Genomic DNA, 13,380 nt, shown 5'->3' on the forward strand with positions numbered 1-13,380 from the left:
TAAATCTTTCAATATAAAATAAATGAAATTAAAAAAAATTAACGAAGGCTTAAAAGAATCTTTAATTGCAAATGGCTTAACAGAAGCCAATGCAATGCAACAAGAAACTTTTTCAACTTTAAAAAGTGGTGCTGATTGCCTTATTTTGGCACCAGCAGGAAGTGGTAAAACGACTACTATTGTAATCAATGTGATCCAGCAATTAGTTAAAGAAGGAGAGCAATCTCCACGTGCTTTGATCATTGTTGAGGACAAAGCCAAGGTATTGGCCATGGAAGCACTTTTTGAGAAATATGGTAAACACACTGATATCAGTGTTTACGGAGTGCATGACAAGGGGGATATGGAATATGACAAAAATTATATTTCTGGTGGAGTAGATGTGTTGATTGGTACACCTAATAAGTTGAGTGAAATGTTTACCACTGCAGGATTTAATGTAAACCGTTTAAAAATGTTTATTCTTGATGATGCAGATCCTATTTTGAAATTACGTCATGAAACAAAAATCATGCGTATTTCAAATAGCATCATAAAAACACAACGCATCATTTTTACGGAACAAATGACAGATCGAATTGAAAGTCTTGCTGATAAAATGCTTGTAGAACCTTTTGAATTTGATTTTGAAGATTTCGAAGAAGAGAATGAGGAAGTAGAAGATTTCGAGGAGCAAGAAGGGGATGAAGAAAATGGGAATAATTAAATAAAAGACTTTCAATGTTTTCAATTTTTATGCACTGAAAACGTTGCGGTTTAAACAATAAAACAAAATTTATAATGGGACTAATGAAAGTGTTTTCGGGAAGTGAGATTTTGGCTTTAGCTTTAAAAGAAAAAATTGAAGAAATAGGAGTTGATGTAGTAAAGAAAGACAATATTCAATCGGCAAGATTGGCAGGTTTTGGAAGTTATGGTCAAGCTGTAGAATTATTCGTTCAAGAAACTGAATTTGCTAAGGTGAATCCAATTATTGAAGAATTTAGATTAAGTATTTAATACAATAATAGTTTTATAAAATTAATTCCTTGATGCTTAAAATACCCTCAAGGTTTTCTTTTTTGTAAATTAAAATAATATAAAGGGGATGAAATATAAAATGTTGGTTTTAGACATGGATGATACCTTGTTGAATGATGATCATGAAGTTTCGATTGAAAATAAGGAAATGCTAGCTAAAGCCCTAGAACTTGGTGTTCATGTAGTTTTGGCTTCGGGAAGACCTACGCCCGCAATGACGGCTTATGCAAAAGAATTGAACTTACATAATTCGTATATGATTTCTTATAATGGAGCCGTAATTTCTGATTTAAAAGAAGGTAAAATTATTTTTGAGCAAACGTTAACTCAAAAACAAATTCATGAGTTATATGAATATAGTGTAAAAAGCAAAACGCATATAATTACTTATGTTGACGGGAAAATCGTGAGTGAAACAGATTCTGAATACATTGAAATCGAAAAAAATATCACCGGTTTAGAACACAATAAAGTAGTAAGTTTTAAAGCAGAAGTACAGTCTTCAGCTATAAAATGTATTTTATTAGAAGAACCCTGTTATCTTAAAGAAGTGGAGAAAGATTTAAAAGCAGCAATGCCACACCTGAGTGTGTGTATGTCAAAACCTTTCTTTTTAGAAGTAGCTCAAAACGGAATAGATAAAGGCGCAAGTATCAAATTTTTAGCCGACAAATTGGGGATTCTTCAGGCGGAAATTATAGCTGTAGGTAATGCAGGGAATGATTTGACCATGATTGAATATGCAGGATTAGGTGTTTGGGTCGATAATGTGGATCCTGAATTGAGAGACAAAGCGGATGTTATTGTGGCTTCAAATAATAACCACGGCGTTGCTGAGGTGGTAAGACGATTTATATTGGCTTAGAATCTTTTAGAGTTTAATTGAACCATTAAGAAATTAAGGAAAGTTAAGAGTAAGTCTTAATTAGCTTAATTTCTTAATGGTTTTTTTGTGTGCAGTAACTTTGTAAGTAATGTGTTTATCTGTCTAAAGAACATAGAACTTATAGATTTCTATCTAAGTTTTTTCTTTGGGTTTCTACTAGTGTTGAAAATAGCGGTAATAATAATATCTTTCTCGTCAACACTATACAAAACAACAAAAGGATATTTTTTCACGACTGCTTGATGGTATATTTTGTAAACAACTTTATAAGTTGTGTGGTTTAAAACGATCGCTTTATAGCATTCTTCTAATCGTTTAGAAATCGTTCGCCTAGATTTTTACGTTTAGATTCATAAAATTCATAAGCAACAATGGTGTCTACATTAGCTCGAAAAGAAAATTTAAGATTTCTTTTCATGAAAGTTTTTTCTAGCATTATTTTTTATTTCTTCCCACGTGAAAGAAGGTTCTTCCCCAGAATAATATTTTGCTGTAGATTCATCTAAAATTAATTTTTGTTCATGGGTCAATTCGTATTCCAATGGTTCGTCATTTAAGACATTTTTTAAAAAGTCCAAAGTGCTTTGATCTTCTGTATGGATAATTTTATCAATTAACTCCAGTTTATCTTTTTGTAAATTAGTAGGTTGCATGATTTTTTTTGTTTAGAATCTATTTACAAATATAATGATAATCCAATTTTAATTCTTGCAATTTATATGTAAATTTGCACACTCAATTTTTTTGACAACGATTTCATTAAATTGAGTTTACTTATGGAAAACAGAAAAAAGGTTGCCTTTTATACGCTGGGATGTAAACTAAACTTTTCAGAAACATCAACAATAGCAAGGAGTTTTCAAGATGAAGGTTTTGACCGCGTCGATTTTGAAGAAGTGGCTGATATGTATGTAATTAATACCTGTTCAGTAACTGAAAATGCGGACAAACAATTCAAGCAAGTCGTTAAAAAAGCGATGAAGTTGAATGACAAAGCATTTGTAGCAGCTGTAGGGTGTTACGCCCAATTGAAGCCCGAAGAATTAGCGGCTGTTGATGGAGTAGATCTCGTTCTGGGAGCTACAGAAAAATTTAAAATCACCGATTATATTAATGACTTGTCCAAAAATGATATGGGCGAGGTACATTCATGCGAGATATCGGAAGCCGATTTCTATGTAGGAAGTTATTCCATAGGAGATAGAACACGTGCTTTCTTGAAAGTACAAGATGGTTGTGATTATAAATGTACGTATTGTACGATTCCGCTTGCTAGAGGAATTTCTCGATCTGATGAACTGGAGAATGTATTGAAAAATGCCTACGAAATTTCAAAACAAAATATAAAAGAAATTGTTCTTACGGGTGTAAATATTGGAGATTACGGTAAAGGAGAGTTTGGTAATAAAAAACACGAACATACTTTTTTAGAATTAGTGCAAGCATTAGATGAAGTGGAAGGAATCGAAAGATTACGAATTTCATCCATTGAACCTAATTTGTTGAAAAATGAAACGATTGAGTTTGTTTCTAAAAGCAGAACTTTTGTGCCTCATTTTCATATTCCATTACAATCAGGAAGTAATGAAATTTTAAAACTGATGAAACGCCGTTACCAACGCGAAGTGTACACAGAGCGAGTGAATAAGATTAGAGAAGTGATGCCACACGCTTGTATAGGTGTAGATGTAATTGTTGGTTTTCCCGGAGAAACCGATGAACAATTCTTAGAAACCTATCATTTCTTAAATGAGATGGATATTTCTTATTTGCATGTTTTTACGTATTCAGAACGCGATAATACAGAAGCTGCCGATATGCCTGGAGTTGTTGCTGCCAATGTACGTTCTAAAAGAAGTAAAATGTTACGTGGTTTATCCGTAAAGAAACGTCGTGCTTTTTATGAAAGTCAGCTAGGAAGTAATAGAACCGTTTTATTCGAAAGTGAAAATAAAGAAGGGTATATCCACGGTTTTACAGAGAATTACGTAAAAGTAAAAACACCTTGGAATCCAGAATTGGTGAATACATTACACAATATCAATTTGACTCATATTGATGAGGATGGTTCAGTGCGAATGGAGTTTATTGAAGTAGAAGTTTAATTTTTAACCATTAAGAGATTTAGTTTTTTACTCTTCAATCCTAAGATTAAATATTAAAGTGATATAAGTTTTTTTAACCATTAAGAGATTAAGTTTATTAGGTGTTGCGCTTAATAAACTTAATCTCTTAATGGTTTTTTAGTACTAATTAGTCTTTCGATTTTAAAACATTTGACTTTCGTCTAATTTTAAGGATTCGTAGACCAAATGCTACTATTCTTAATGAAAACGCGTCGGTTTAATTTTAACTGGGCGATAATTAATTCAGCCATATCTTCGGCTTGCATTACTTTTTCAGGATTTCCGTCCGTTAGTTTTAAATCTTTGGCCATATCAGTAGCAACCGTGCTTGGAATTAATGCGGTTACGCGAATATTGTGCTTACGAACTTCCTGCATTAAAGAATCAGTAAGTCCCAAAACAGCAAATTTAGAAGCGCTATACGCACTCGTTAATGCGTTTCCTGCTAATCCTGCAGTCGATGAAATGTTGATGATGTCACCCGTTTGTCTTTCGATCATATTAGGTAAAACAGCACGAGTCATATAGTAGGTTCCCATTAAGTTGACTTGAATGATGCGTTCCCAAGCTGTAGGTTCTAGTTCTAAGAATTTACCAAAAGCTGCAATTCCAGCATTGTTAATTAAGATGTCAATAGTTCCAAATTCGGCCAAAGCTTTTTCAACGGCAGAATTTACCGAATCAATATCGGCTACATCAGCGGTTAAGGCAAGTGCTTTTACTCTTAAAGAACGCGCTTTAGCAGCAACATTATCAATCTCTTCTTGCGTTCTCGCAAGTAATATTACGTTTACGCCTTCCTTAGCTAAGGCCAAAGTAATTGCTTTTCCTATTCCTTTTCCGGCACCAGTGATCAGTGCATTTTTATTTTTTAAGTCAGTCATTTCATTCAATTTTAGATGTTGTGAGCAAAGTTAAACCATTCCGTTTTTTTAAATGAATGGGCAATGTGAAAAAATACTTAAAGTTAGGGTTAATGGGATGTATTTACTAATAATGATGCTAGATCCCATAAGGAATGGCAAATGATTACGATTTTAATGTTCCTGTATTTTTGATAATGCAAGGCTAAAACTAAGCCAATAGAAAACGGTCCTATTACTTGTATTAAAGTCCCATAGCTATAATGTAAAAGTCCAAATAAAATACTAGAAATAAGGACTGATAGGAAAGTATTTTTTACTATTATTTCCAATCTAGGGATGAGATAGCCTCGAAAGAGTAATTCTTCGGTAATTCCTGCAGTTATGGATGTAAACCAGATTAATGGCGTGTTATTCTTGAAAAACTGTATGATTTCGTTCATTTTTTTACTTTCAAGATTCGAATCCAATGTTTTTAATACCATAGAAACTACAAATACAACAAAGACTAAAACGATCATCGTTACCGCTATCGACGCTAAATAATAGGGAAAAGAGTATTCTTTTTCTTTCCATAATAAAAAAGGTTGCTTTTCTATATACATGGCATATAGGAATGTTAATAGCAAGCAAATCCAAATTATTAATCTAGAGATGAAGAAGGCAGTTTTGTAATCAATGCCTAACTGTCTTATGGATGGAAGAAAAAAAGTGGTCGTAAATAAGATGAAAAGTAGAAATGCGATTCCACCAATAACCGTTGATTTTTGGGCTGTTTTTGTACTATCGCTCATCTTATTTTAAATCTAGTACCAATTTGTAAATGGCTGTTTTTAACTCATCAGTATCTTTGTCTTCACAGAGAAGGAATTCGATTTTCTCTTTGGAATTGGAGAAAACAGTTATGCCTTCAAATTTATTAATGCTAGTTATTTTCTTTGTAAAATCGATTTTCATGGTTTCAAGATCAATGCGCCCTATGAAGCTGCCTAGAATGGCTCCATCGTCATAAGTGGATTGAGTATCTTCGACAGTGGCTAAAAAATAAAGTTTGTCATTGATCAAAACGCCATCAGTAAAAGTAGAGCAAATTCCTTTTATTTTGGGCAATTTGTAATCATTTGAAAGTAAGCTGAATTCATCACTAAGTTTTTTGGCATGCAGCGTAAAGAGTGTGTTTTTGTTTGAAACTCCATTCCCACGATTGAATAGATACCAATTGTCACCATCGTAAACGGCACCTTCTAGATTAAAATCTTCGGGTTTGATGTCTCCAAAACTTTGCATTACGGCATAGAGATCAACTAGATTGTTGGTTTTGATTTTCTTTTTTTTGTTTAAATCAAATTCCACCATCGTGTTTCTTTTTGGAGTGGAACCCGAACCAAAAATATATAAAGTATCTTGAAAATGAGTTATGGACTCAAAATCAGGTTTCTCACTTTTTGGAATATTTGCTGTTGGGTTTTGTATCAATGGATGCTGTTCTAACGCCTTGGAATCCAGATGGTATTCATAAAGGAATCCGCTATTGTCGCCAATAAGTAGTAAGCTGTTTTCTTTGTAAAAAAGGCCTGAGGCTGAGCCAATGCCAATGATGTGAAATAATAATTCGAGTGTAAAGTTGCCCATAATTGTTGTTGTGAAAGCGGATGTCCTAGCCCGGATAGCAGTGGAAATCCTTTCTAGTCCTGAAACAAGTTCAGGACTAGAAAGATTGCAACGGATAGCCGGAAATAGCTCCTGAAATACATCAGGATTAGTCCTAATTATTTGTTATATTTGATTCTATAAAGATAAAATTTTTCCTATGAAGTCTATTGATCCCAACGATTTTAAAGTAGTTAATGCCATAAAATTAGCTGAGATGGCGACCAATTTAAGTATTGGAGCAAGTGATGATAAAAAAGAAGATAAATTAGACAATGTGCGGGAAAAGCTGAGTGCGTTGCAGGATGTGATGTATGCACACAACCGTTACGGGGTTTTGATTTGTTTGCAAGGGATGGATACTGCAGGAAAAGACAGTTTGATTCGCGAAGTTTTTAAAGAATTCAATTCTCGAGGAGTTATCGTTCATAGTTTTAAAACGCCCAATTCGACGGAGCTGGAGCATGATTATTTATGGCGTCATTATCTAGCTTTGCCAGAGAAAGGAAAGTTTGCCATTTTTAATCGTACCCATTATGAAAATGTTTTGGTCACTCGAGTGCATCCTGAATATATTATGAATGAAAATATTCCTGGAATCGAAAAGGTAGAGGATATTACGCCTGAATTTTGGGAAAATCGCATGGAGCAAATAAGGAATTTTGAAAAACACATTACCCAAAATGGAATTATCGTGCTGAAATTCTTTTTGAATATGAGTAAAGAAGAGCAAAGACAGCGCTTGTTGCGTCGATTGGATGAAGAAAAACACAATTGGAAATTCTCTACAGGTGACCTAAAAGAAAGAGAACGTTGGGCTGATTATATGCATTATTATGAGGAAGCAATAAATAATACTTCAACTGAAAACGCACCTTGGTATGTCGTGCCTGCTGATGATAAAGAAATGTGCCGTTATATAATTGCCAAAATTATTTGGGAAGAAATGCAAAAACATACGGATATTAAAGAGCCGGAACTAGACGAGAAAATAAAAGCTAATATTGAGATGTATAAAGACATTTTGAAAAATGATAAATAAAAAAAATGCGCTGAATTTCAGCGCATTTTTTTTACTAATTCAATTCTATTTTATAGTTTAAAACCATAAGCTAAACGTACACCAACTTGTCCTACTCCTCTGCCAATAGAACCATTACTGTCAATACGGTCAAAATGGTTATAATGTGTATAATTTACAGATATATCAATGTATTTAGTAGCGTATCCTATACTTGGAGACAATAATAAAGATGTTTTATCTCTGGTGTTGTCAACGTTACTAACTGCAAATGCAGCACCTGCTTCTCCCATTAAATAAAATTGATCTTTCCAAACGAATGCTTTAAAACCTGCTTTTGCTGGAATTATTCCTAGATCTTTTCCTTCTACTTGACCTGGGAATGTATCTGCTTTGCTTACAAATAAATTAGTGTATCCGGTAGTTAATGTCAAAGAGTAGATTTTTGATAGATCATATTGTAATCTAGCATCAGCTCCTAAAGCCAATTTGTATGGGTCTTGAGTTGCATATCCTGCATTTAAACCAACTCCTAAACGGAATCCTTGATCATAATTTGGAGTTTCAGTTTTTTCTTGGGCTTGAACGTTACTTGCAAATAGTGTCGAGACTGCAAATACGAATAAAATTTTAATTTTTTGTGTAGGTTTCATAATTTTGAGTTTTATATTATTAAATTTTAAAGCCATCTTATATGTTTATTTTGTGTTGATGACTGGTGCAAATTTATATCTGAGACCCTCCTGAAATGTTATAGAATTATTTGATTTTGTTACATAATATCTGAATCCTTAAAAAAATCTTAAAATTTTTCAGCTATAAATTGATTTATACAAGAACAATCAAATGCTTCTAATTATATTTGCTTCTAAAAAAAAAATAAAAATTGAATTTAGCTAGTTATACAAAAGAGTTTTCCTATAATTTAAGATTGGCCTATCCTATAATTTTGGGAATGTTAGGGCATACTGTTGTTGGGATAGTAGATAATATAATGGTAGGTAAACTAGGCCCAACTGAATTGGCCGCAGTTTCTCTAGGGAATAGTTTTGTATTTATAGCCATGTCTTTGGGGATTGGATTTTCTACAGCAATTACCCCTTTGGCTGCACAAGCTGACGGCAAAAAAAACATTTTAGAAGGGCGAAGTGCTTTTCATCATGGTTTGTATTTGTGTTCTTTTTTAGGCGTGTTTCTTTTTGGACTTATTTTCTTTTCTAAACCATTAATAGGTTTCATGGGACAACCAGAAAACGTAGTCGAGTTGGCTAAACCTTATTTAGACATTGTCGCTTTTTCCTTAATCCCGTTAATCATATTTCAAGGATACAAGCAATTTGCTGATGGGATGAGTGAAACCAAATATTCGATGTGGGCTACTATTTTAGGGAATGTAGTGAATGTGGTTTTAAATTATCTGTTTATATATGGTATTTGGATTTTTCCAGAGTTGGGAATTGTTGGCGCAGCTATAGGAACGATAGCTTCCCGTTTTGTAATGTTGGGATATATGCATTATATGATGCAAAAAAAGGAAAAGTTTCATCCTTTTTTCGAGAATTTTTCTTTGAAGAATATAAAAAAGGAGGTGAATATGAAAATCATCCGATTGGGAGCGCCTTCAGCTATGCAAATGTTTTTTGAAGTAGGTTTGTTTACAGGAGCCATTTGGCTTTCTGGACGTTTAGGAATAATCAATCAGGCAGCCAACCAAATCGCATTAAGTTTGGCTACTTTTACTTTTATGTTTGCTATGGGATTAAGTGTAGCAGCCACGATTCGTGTAGGGAATCAAAAAGGACTTGCTAATTATAAGCAACTTCGTATCGTTGCCTTTTCTATCTTTTTATTAGCAATTGTATTAGAAACATTTTTTGCCGCTTTATTTGTAATTTTTCATTCTTATTTACCAGCTTTATTTGTTGATATGAAAAATATGGAAGATTTAGCCGTAAATACGGAGGTCGTAACTATTGCTGCTCAATTATTATTAGTTGCCGCCGTTTTTCAAATTTCCGATGGAATCCAAGTAGTTGTATTAGGCGCATTAAGAGGATTGCAGGATGTAAAAGTGCCTATGTACATCACTTTTGTAGCTTATTGGGTGGTTGGGTTTCCGATATCCATTTATTTAGGCTTATATACTGAATTAAAAGCAACTGGAATTTGGATAGGACTTCTCGCAGGATTATCAACTGCTGCTTTATTTTTGTATATTCGCTTTACTAGATTGACTAAAAAATTGGTTTTGGAAAACCATTGAATTTAGTATAATTATTCTGTGTAACTTATTATTCATTTGATCGTCTTATCTAGGCAACTAAAAATTTAAAAAATGATTGTATTTATTATTCTGGGTATCATCTTAGTGGTTATGAGTTTTACTTTAAAAAATGACCATAGTCCATTTTCTAAATTTGCTAACTTACTTAAGATTATTGGAGTTTTAATAATTATTATAGGCTTTTTCTCTTCTGCTTTCAAGCAAATTGATGCTGGAAAAGTAGGTGTGAAATCACTATATGGTAATGTAGAACCGGATATTTTAGAGAGTGGTTTGCATTTAATTAATCCACTTTTGGATATCACTGAATTTGATATTCAAACACAAAATTATACTATGTCAGCAGAGCATGGCGAAGGTGCTCAAGTTGGTGATGATGCTATTCGTGTATTATCTAATGATGGATTGGAAGTAGTAATTGATTTGACGGTGTTATACCGCGTATCTTCAGTAGATGCTCCTAAGATTTTTAAACAAATTGGAGTAAATTATTCTGATAAAATCGTTAGACCTGTTACTCGTACTCGTATTCGTGACAATGCTGTTTATTATGATGCAATAGCTTTATATTCAACTAAAAGAAATGAATTTCAAGATCGAATTTTTAAAAGTATTGAAGCTGATTTTAAAAGTAGAGGACTTATTTTAGAGCAATTATTGATTCGAAATATAAATCTTCCTGCATCTGTTAAAACAACTATTGAAAGTAAAATTAATGCAGAACAAGATGCGCAAAAGATGCAATTTGTTTTGCAAAAAGAAAAACAAGAGGCCGAGCGTAAAAGAGTGGAAGCACAAGGTATCGCTGATTATCAAAAAATAATTTCAACGGGATTAACCGATAAGCAATTGCAATACGAAACGATTAAAGCCCAAAAAGAATTAGCAGCTTCACCCAATACGAAAATTATTTTCATGAATGGTAAAGGCGGTGCTCCAATAATTCTTTCTGACAAATAGATTTTTTAAAAGTTTATTCGGTTATTTGTTCATTCGTTTAAACGATTATAATAGACAGGATAAACACATCAATCAATAAATATTAAAAAATGGAATTACCAAAATTTTTACTAGGCGACAATACTGATTTTCCAGATGATATTTTTATCATTCATTTGGATTACCCTAGATTTATCATTAATCTAAAAGATGATGAAGTGGAGTTCATGGAAGAAGCAGAAGATCTAGATGAATCTGAATTGAACTCAGAAATGGAAGGCTTGATAGAACAGGCGAATGCTTTTTATGACAGAGAAATGGAGCGTTACGAAAAAGAATAATTTTATTTTTTAAAATACGTTTTTAATAATAACTGAGCGGCTGCAAAGGGTGAAATTTCATCATTTTGCACCGCTTTTTTAGTAGAATCCAATAATTTTTGAATTTCTGGATCATTGTGAAAATTAGATTTTAGCTGCTCATTGATGGTTTCCATCAGCCAATATTCGTTTTGCTCAGCTCGTTTTGTATAGAAATAATCATTGTCTTTTGTCAACTCAAGAAAGGTAGAAATAGTCTCCCAAACATCTGATATTCCATCTTGAGTAATCGCACTACAGGTAGCGGTTGTAGGCGTCCATCCTGATTTTTTGGCAGGGAAAAGATGCAAAGCACGATTGAATTCGGTTTTTGCCAGTTTTGCTTTTCTGATGTTATCTCCATCTGCTTTATTGATAACGATAGCATCGGCCATTTCCATGATACCACGTTTAATACCTTGTAACTCATCACCAGCACCTGCAATTTTTAGCAGTAAAAAGAAATCAACCATGCTGTGAACAGCGGTCTCACTCTGACCTACACCTACTGTTTCAATAATAATAGTATCAAAACCGCAAGCTTCACAAAGGGTAATGGTTTCCCTTGTTTTTCGTGCTACGCCGCCTAATGTATCTCCAGAAGCGGAGGGACGTATGTAGGCATTTTTATCTTTTACTAATTCTTCCATTCGGGTTTTGTCCCCAAGAATACTTCCGTGAGAAATAGAACTACTAGGATCGACAGCTAGAACAGCGACTTTCTTGCCTATTTCCGTTAAGTATTTTCCAAAAGCCTCTATAAAAGTACTTTTTCCCACACCTGGAACACCAGTGATTCCTATTCTAACTGATTTATTGGCATGCGGTAAGCAGGCATTGATCACTTCATTCGCTTTTATCAAATGATCGGGATTTAAGCTTTCGACTAAAGTAATGGCCCGACTTAAATCAGTTATGTTGCCCAATAAAATGCCACCAACTAATTCCTCGGCAGAAGGTTGTATTTTTCTGAATTTCTGAATTTTTTTTACAACAGTTGAGCTGATAAATTCTGGAGGTGAAATTCCAGCTTTTTCGTTAAGAGCAGAATGTTTTATGTTGTCGTTTTCCAAAATTTTAAATCGTTTTCCGTAAAATTAATACTTAAACGGGAATTATTGGAATTAATTAAATTTTTTATGGATAAGAAAAGAGCAATAGTATTTAAAAAAGTATGCAGTAAAAATTTTTGAAGCTTCTTTAATAATTTTGTTTTTTATTCTAGCTACTATATAAATTAGTGAATATATTTGTTGCGCTATGATCAATATTCTTCTCATTTTTATATACTTATTCATCGGTCTTGTTTTACAACGGGTAAAATGGTTTCCTACAGATAGTTATAAGTTGTTAAACAAGATTGTTATTTACATTTGTCTTCCAGCTTTGGCCTTGTATTTTATTCCAAAAATCCACTGGAATAATCAATTGTTATTTCCCATTGGAGTCGCATGGATTACATTTGGATTTTCATTTGTGTTTTTTCGTTTTTTAGGAAAGAAATATAAGTGGTCCAAAAAATTGACTGGTTGTTTAATTATAACATCGGGACTAGGAAACACCTCCTTTTTAGGATTTCCAATAATTCAAGCTTTATATGGAGCAGACGGAATGAAAACGGCCATATTAGTCGATCAGCCGGGCACTTTTGTGGTACTTTCTACCTTAGGGATTCTAGTGGCAACCTTATATTCAAAAGGGGAACAAAGCAGTGGTCAGATTGTAAAAAAAATTATGTTTTTTCCGCCATTTATTACATTTCTCTTTGCTTGTTTCATGAATGTATTTGGATATGATTTTCTAGAATGGATACAGTTTATTTTTCAAAAAACAGGAAGTGCAGTTACTCCATTAGCATTAGTTTCAGTAGGATTACAGTTGCGATTTGAGAGTAGAAGTCAGCACTGGAAATTTTTAGGACTGGGTCTTTTATATAAATTGCTATTGACACCTGCGCTAATTTATTTTTTATATGTAATCGTTTTGGGCCAACATTCTAAAATGATTGATGTTTCTATTATGGAGGCAGCAATGGCGCCTATGATTACAGGAAGTATATTAGCTGCTACTCACGGTCTAAAACCCCGATTAAGCAGTATGATGATTGGTTATGGAATACCAATCTCTTTTATCAGCTTGGTTTTTTGGTACTTTATTTTGCAATGGTTTTAAAAACGCCATTCACTTTATCTTTTAGGTTTCATTACCAGTGTTTCTAGAACATTTTTGTTT

15 protein-coding genes are annotated in these 13,380 nt (G+C 33.3%); 9 read left to right on the plus strand and 6 right to left on the minus strand.

The window, feature by feature from the left end:
- Positions 1–22 precede the first annotated feature (22 nt).
- The 3 genes from AB3G39_RS06245 to AB3G39_RS06255 all read left to right on the plus strand — a co-directional run bounded on the left by AB3G39_RS06245 (position 23) and on the right by AB3G39_RS06255 (position 1,885).
- Entirely contained in the window at positions 23–706 is a 684-nt protein-coding gene (locus AB3G39_RS06245; protein ID WP_369769752.1) for a DEAD/DEAH box helicase, read from the plus strand.
- 74 nt (positions 707–780) lie between these two features.
- Positions 781–999, plus strand: coding sequence for a DUF2007 domain-containing protein (locus AB3G39_RS06250; protein ID WP_367754741.1), 219 nt, complete (start codon positions 781–783; stop codon positions 997–999).
- A gap of 88 nt (positions 1,000–1,087) precedes the next feature.
- Entirely contained in the window at positions 1,088–1,885 is a 798-nt protein-coding gene (locus AB3G39_RS06255) for a Cof-type HAD-IIB family hydrolase (RefSeq protein WP_369769753.1), read from the plus strand.
- Positions 1,886–2,307: 422 nt separating this feature from the next.
- Here the strand turns inward: AB3G39_RS06255 and AB3G39_RS06260 are convergent, their stop codons facing one another.
- Positions 2,308–2,559: a hypothetical protein gene (locus AB3G39_RS06260; RefSeq protein ID WP_369752405.1), complete on the minus strand. Its 252-nt coding sequence runs from the start codon at positions 2,557–2,559 to the stop codon at positions 2,308–2,310.
- A gap of 123 nt (positions 2,560–2,682) precedes the next feature.
- Here AB3G39_RS06260 and mtaB point away from each other — a divergent pair, with 123 nt between their 5' ends.
- Positions 2,683–4,011 carry a tRNA (N(6)-L-threonylcarbamoyladenosine(37)-C(2))-methylthiotransferase MtaB gene (gene mtaB, locus AB3G39_RS06265; RefSeq protein ID WP_369752404.1) on the plus strand — a complete coding sequence of 443 codons (1,329 nt, stop codon included), beginning with the start codon at positions 2,683–2,685 and terminating at the stop codon, positions 4,009–4,011.
- A gap of 188 nt (positions 4,012–4,199) precedes the next feature.
- Here mtaB and AB3G39_RS06270 read toward each other — a convergent pair whose 3' ends face one another.
- The 3 genes from AB3G39_RS06270 to AB3G39_RS06280 form a co-directional block, all read right to left on the minus strand.
- A complete protein-coding gene (locus tag AB3G39_RS06270; protein ID WP_367754733.1) occupies positions 4,200–4,916 on the minus strand; it encodes a 3-ketoacyl-ACP reductase in 717 nt (238 codons plus the stop codon).
- 89 nt (positions 4,917–5,005) lie between these two features.
- A complete protein-coding gene (locus AB3G39_RS06275; protein WP_367754731.1) occupies positions 5,006–5,689 on the minus strand; it encodes a lysostaphin resistance A-like protein in 684 nt (227 codons plus the stop codon).
- Between the two features lies 1 nt (position 5,690).
- Complete coding sequence (locus tag AB3G39_RS06280; RefSeq protein WP_369769754.1) at positions 5,691–6,527, minus strand: hypothetical protein; 837 nt, start codon at positions 6,525–6,527, stop codon at positions 5,691–5,693.
- Between the two features lie 178 nt (positions 6,528–6,705).
- On the opposite strand from AB3G39_RS06280, the gene AB3G39_RS06285 reads away from it, so the two are divergent.
- Positions 6,706–7,587 (plus strand): PPK2 family polyphosphate kinase, encoded by an 882-nt coding sequence (locus AB3G39_RS06285; protein ID WP_369769755.1) that lies wholly within the window; start codon positions 6,706–6,708, stop codon positions 7,585–7,587.
- Between the two features lie 50 nt (positions 7,588–7,637).
- Here the strand turns inward: AB3G39_RS06285 and AB3G39_RS06290 are convergent, their stop codons facing one another.
- Positions 7,638–8,219, minus strand: coding sequence for a hypothetical protein (locus AB3G39_RS06290; protein WP_369752400.1), 582 nt, complete (start codon positions 8,217–8,219; stop codon positions 7,638–7,640).
- A gap of 233 nt (positions 8,220–8,452) precedes the next feature.
- On the opposite strand from AB3G39_RS06290, the gene AB3G39_RS06295 reads away from it, so the two are divergent.
- From AB3G39_RS06295 to AB3G39_RS06305, 3 genes are all read left to right on the plus strand, one after another.
- On the plus strand, positions 8,453–9,829 hold the full coding sequence (locus AB3G39_RS06295; RefSeq protein ID WP_369769756.1) for an MATE family efflux transporter: 1,377 nt from the start codon (positions 8,453–8,455) through the stop codon (positions 9,827–9,829).
- A gap of 72 nt (positions 9,830–9,901) precedes the next feature.
- A complete protein-coding gene (locus AB3G39_RS06300) occupies positions 9,902–10,810 on the plus strand; it encodes a prohibitin family protein (RefSeq protein ID WP_367771608.1) in 909 nt (302 codons plus the stop codon).
- 89 nt (positions 10,811–10,899) lie between these two features.
- A complete protein-coding gene (locus AB3G39_RS06305; protein WP_369764589.1) occupies positions 10,900–11,130 on the plus strand; it encodes a hypothetical protein in 231 nt (76 codons plus the stop codon).
- Positions 11,131–11,132: 2 nt separating this feature from the next.
- Here the strand turns inward: AB3G39_RS06305 and meaB are convergent, their stop codons facing one another.
- Positions 11,133–12,221: a methylmalonyl Co-A mutase-associated GTPase MeaB gene (gene meaB, locus AB3G39_RS06310; RefSeq protein ID WP_369769757.1), complete on the minus strand. Its 1,089-nt coding sequence runs from the start codon at positions 12,219–12,221 to the stop codon at positions 11,133–11,135.
- A gap of 187 nt (positions 12,222–12,408) precedes the next feature.
- On the opposite strand from meaB, the gene AB3G39_RS06315 reads away from it, so the two are divergent.
- A complete protein-coding gene (locus AB3G39_RS06315; RefSeq protein ID WP_369769758.1) occupies positions 12,409–13,320 on the plus strand; it encodes an AEC family transporter in 912 nt (303 codons plus the stop codon).
- Positions 13,321–13,380 lie beyond the last annotated feature (60 nt).

Source organism: Flavobacterium sp. WC2416 (assembly GCF_041200095.1).
GTDB lineage: Bacteria > Bacteroidota > Bacteroidia > Flavobacteriales > Flavobacteriaceae > Flavobacterium.

What these genes read in the sequence shown, in the direction of transcription:
- AB3G39_RS06245 (WP_369769752.1), top strand. Translation starts at nt 23, where the DNA reads ATGAAATTAAAAAAAATTAACGAAGGCTTAAAAGAATCTTTAATTGCA.
- AB3G39_RS06250 (WP_367754741.1), top strand. Translation starts at nt 781, where the DNA reads ATGGGACTAATGAAAGTGTTTTCGGGAAGTGAGATTTTGGCTTTAGCT.
- AB3G39_RS06255 (WP_369769753.1), top strand. Translation starts at nt 1,088, where the DNA reads ATGAAATATAAAATGTTGGTTTTAGACATGGATGATACCTTGTTGAAT.
- AB3G39_RS06260 (WP_369752405.1), bottom strand. Translation starts at nt 2,559, where the DNA reads ATGCAACCTACTAATTTACAAAAAGATAAACTGGAGTTAATTGATAAA.
- mtaB (WP_369752404.1), top strand. Translation starts at nt 2,683, where the DNA reads ATGGAAAACAGAAAAAAGGTTGCCTTTTATACGCTGGGATGTAAACTA.
- AB3G39_RS06270 (WP_367754733.1), bottom strand. Translation starts at nt 4,916, where the DNA reads ATGACTGACTTAAAAAATAAAAATGCACTGATCACTGGTGCCGGAAAA.
- AB3G39_RS06275 (WP_367754731.1), bottom strand. Translation starts at nt 5,689, where the DNA reads ATGAGCGATAGTACAAAAACAGCCCAAAAATCAACGGTTATTGGTGGA.
- AB3G39_RS06280 (WP_369769754.1), bottom strand. Translation starts at nt 6,527, where the DNA reads ATGGGCAACTTTACACTCGAATTATTATTTCACATCATTGGCATTGGC.
- AB3G39_RS06285 (WP_369769755.1), top strand. Translation starts at nt 6,706, where the DNA reads ATGAAGTCTATTGATCCCAACGATTTTAAAGTAGTTAATGCCATAAAA.
- AB3G39_RS06290 (WP_369752400.1), bottom strand. Translation starts at nt 8,219, where the DNA reads ATGAAACCTACACAAAAAATTAAAATTTTATTCGTATTTGCAGTCTCG.
- AB3G39_RS06300 (WP_367771608.1), top strand. Translation starts at nt 9,902, where the DNA reads ATGATTGTATTTATTATTCTGGGTATCATCTTAGTGGTTATGAGTTTT.
- AB3G39_RS06305 (WP_369764589.1), top strand. Translation starts at nt 10,900, where the DNA reads ATGGAATTACCAAAATTTTTACTAGGCGACAATACTGATTTTCCAGAT.
- AB3G39_RS06315 (WP_369769758.1), top strand. Translation starts at nt 12,409, where the DNA reads ATGATCAATATTCTTCTCATTTTTATATACTTATTCATCGGTCTTGTT.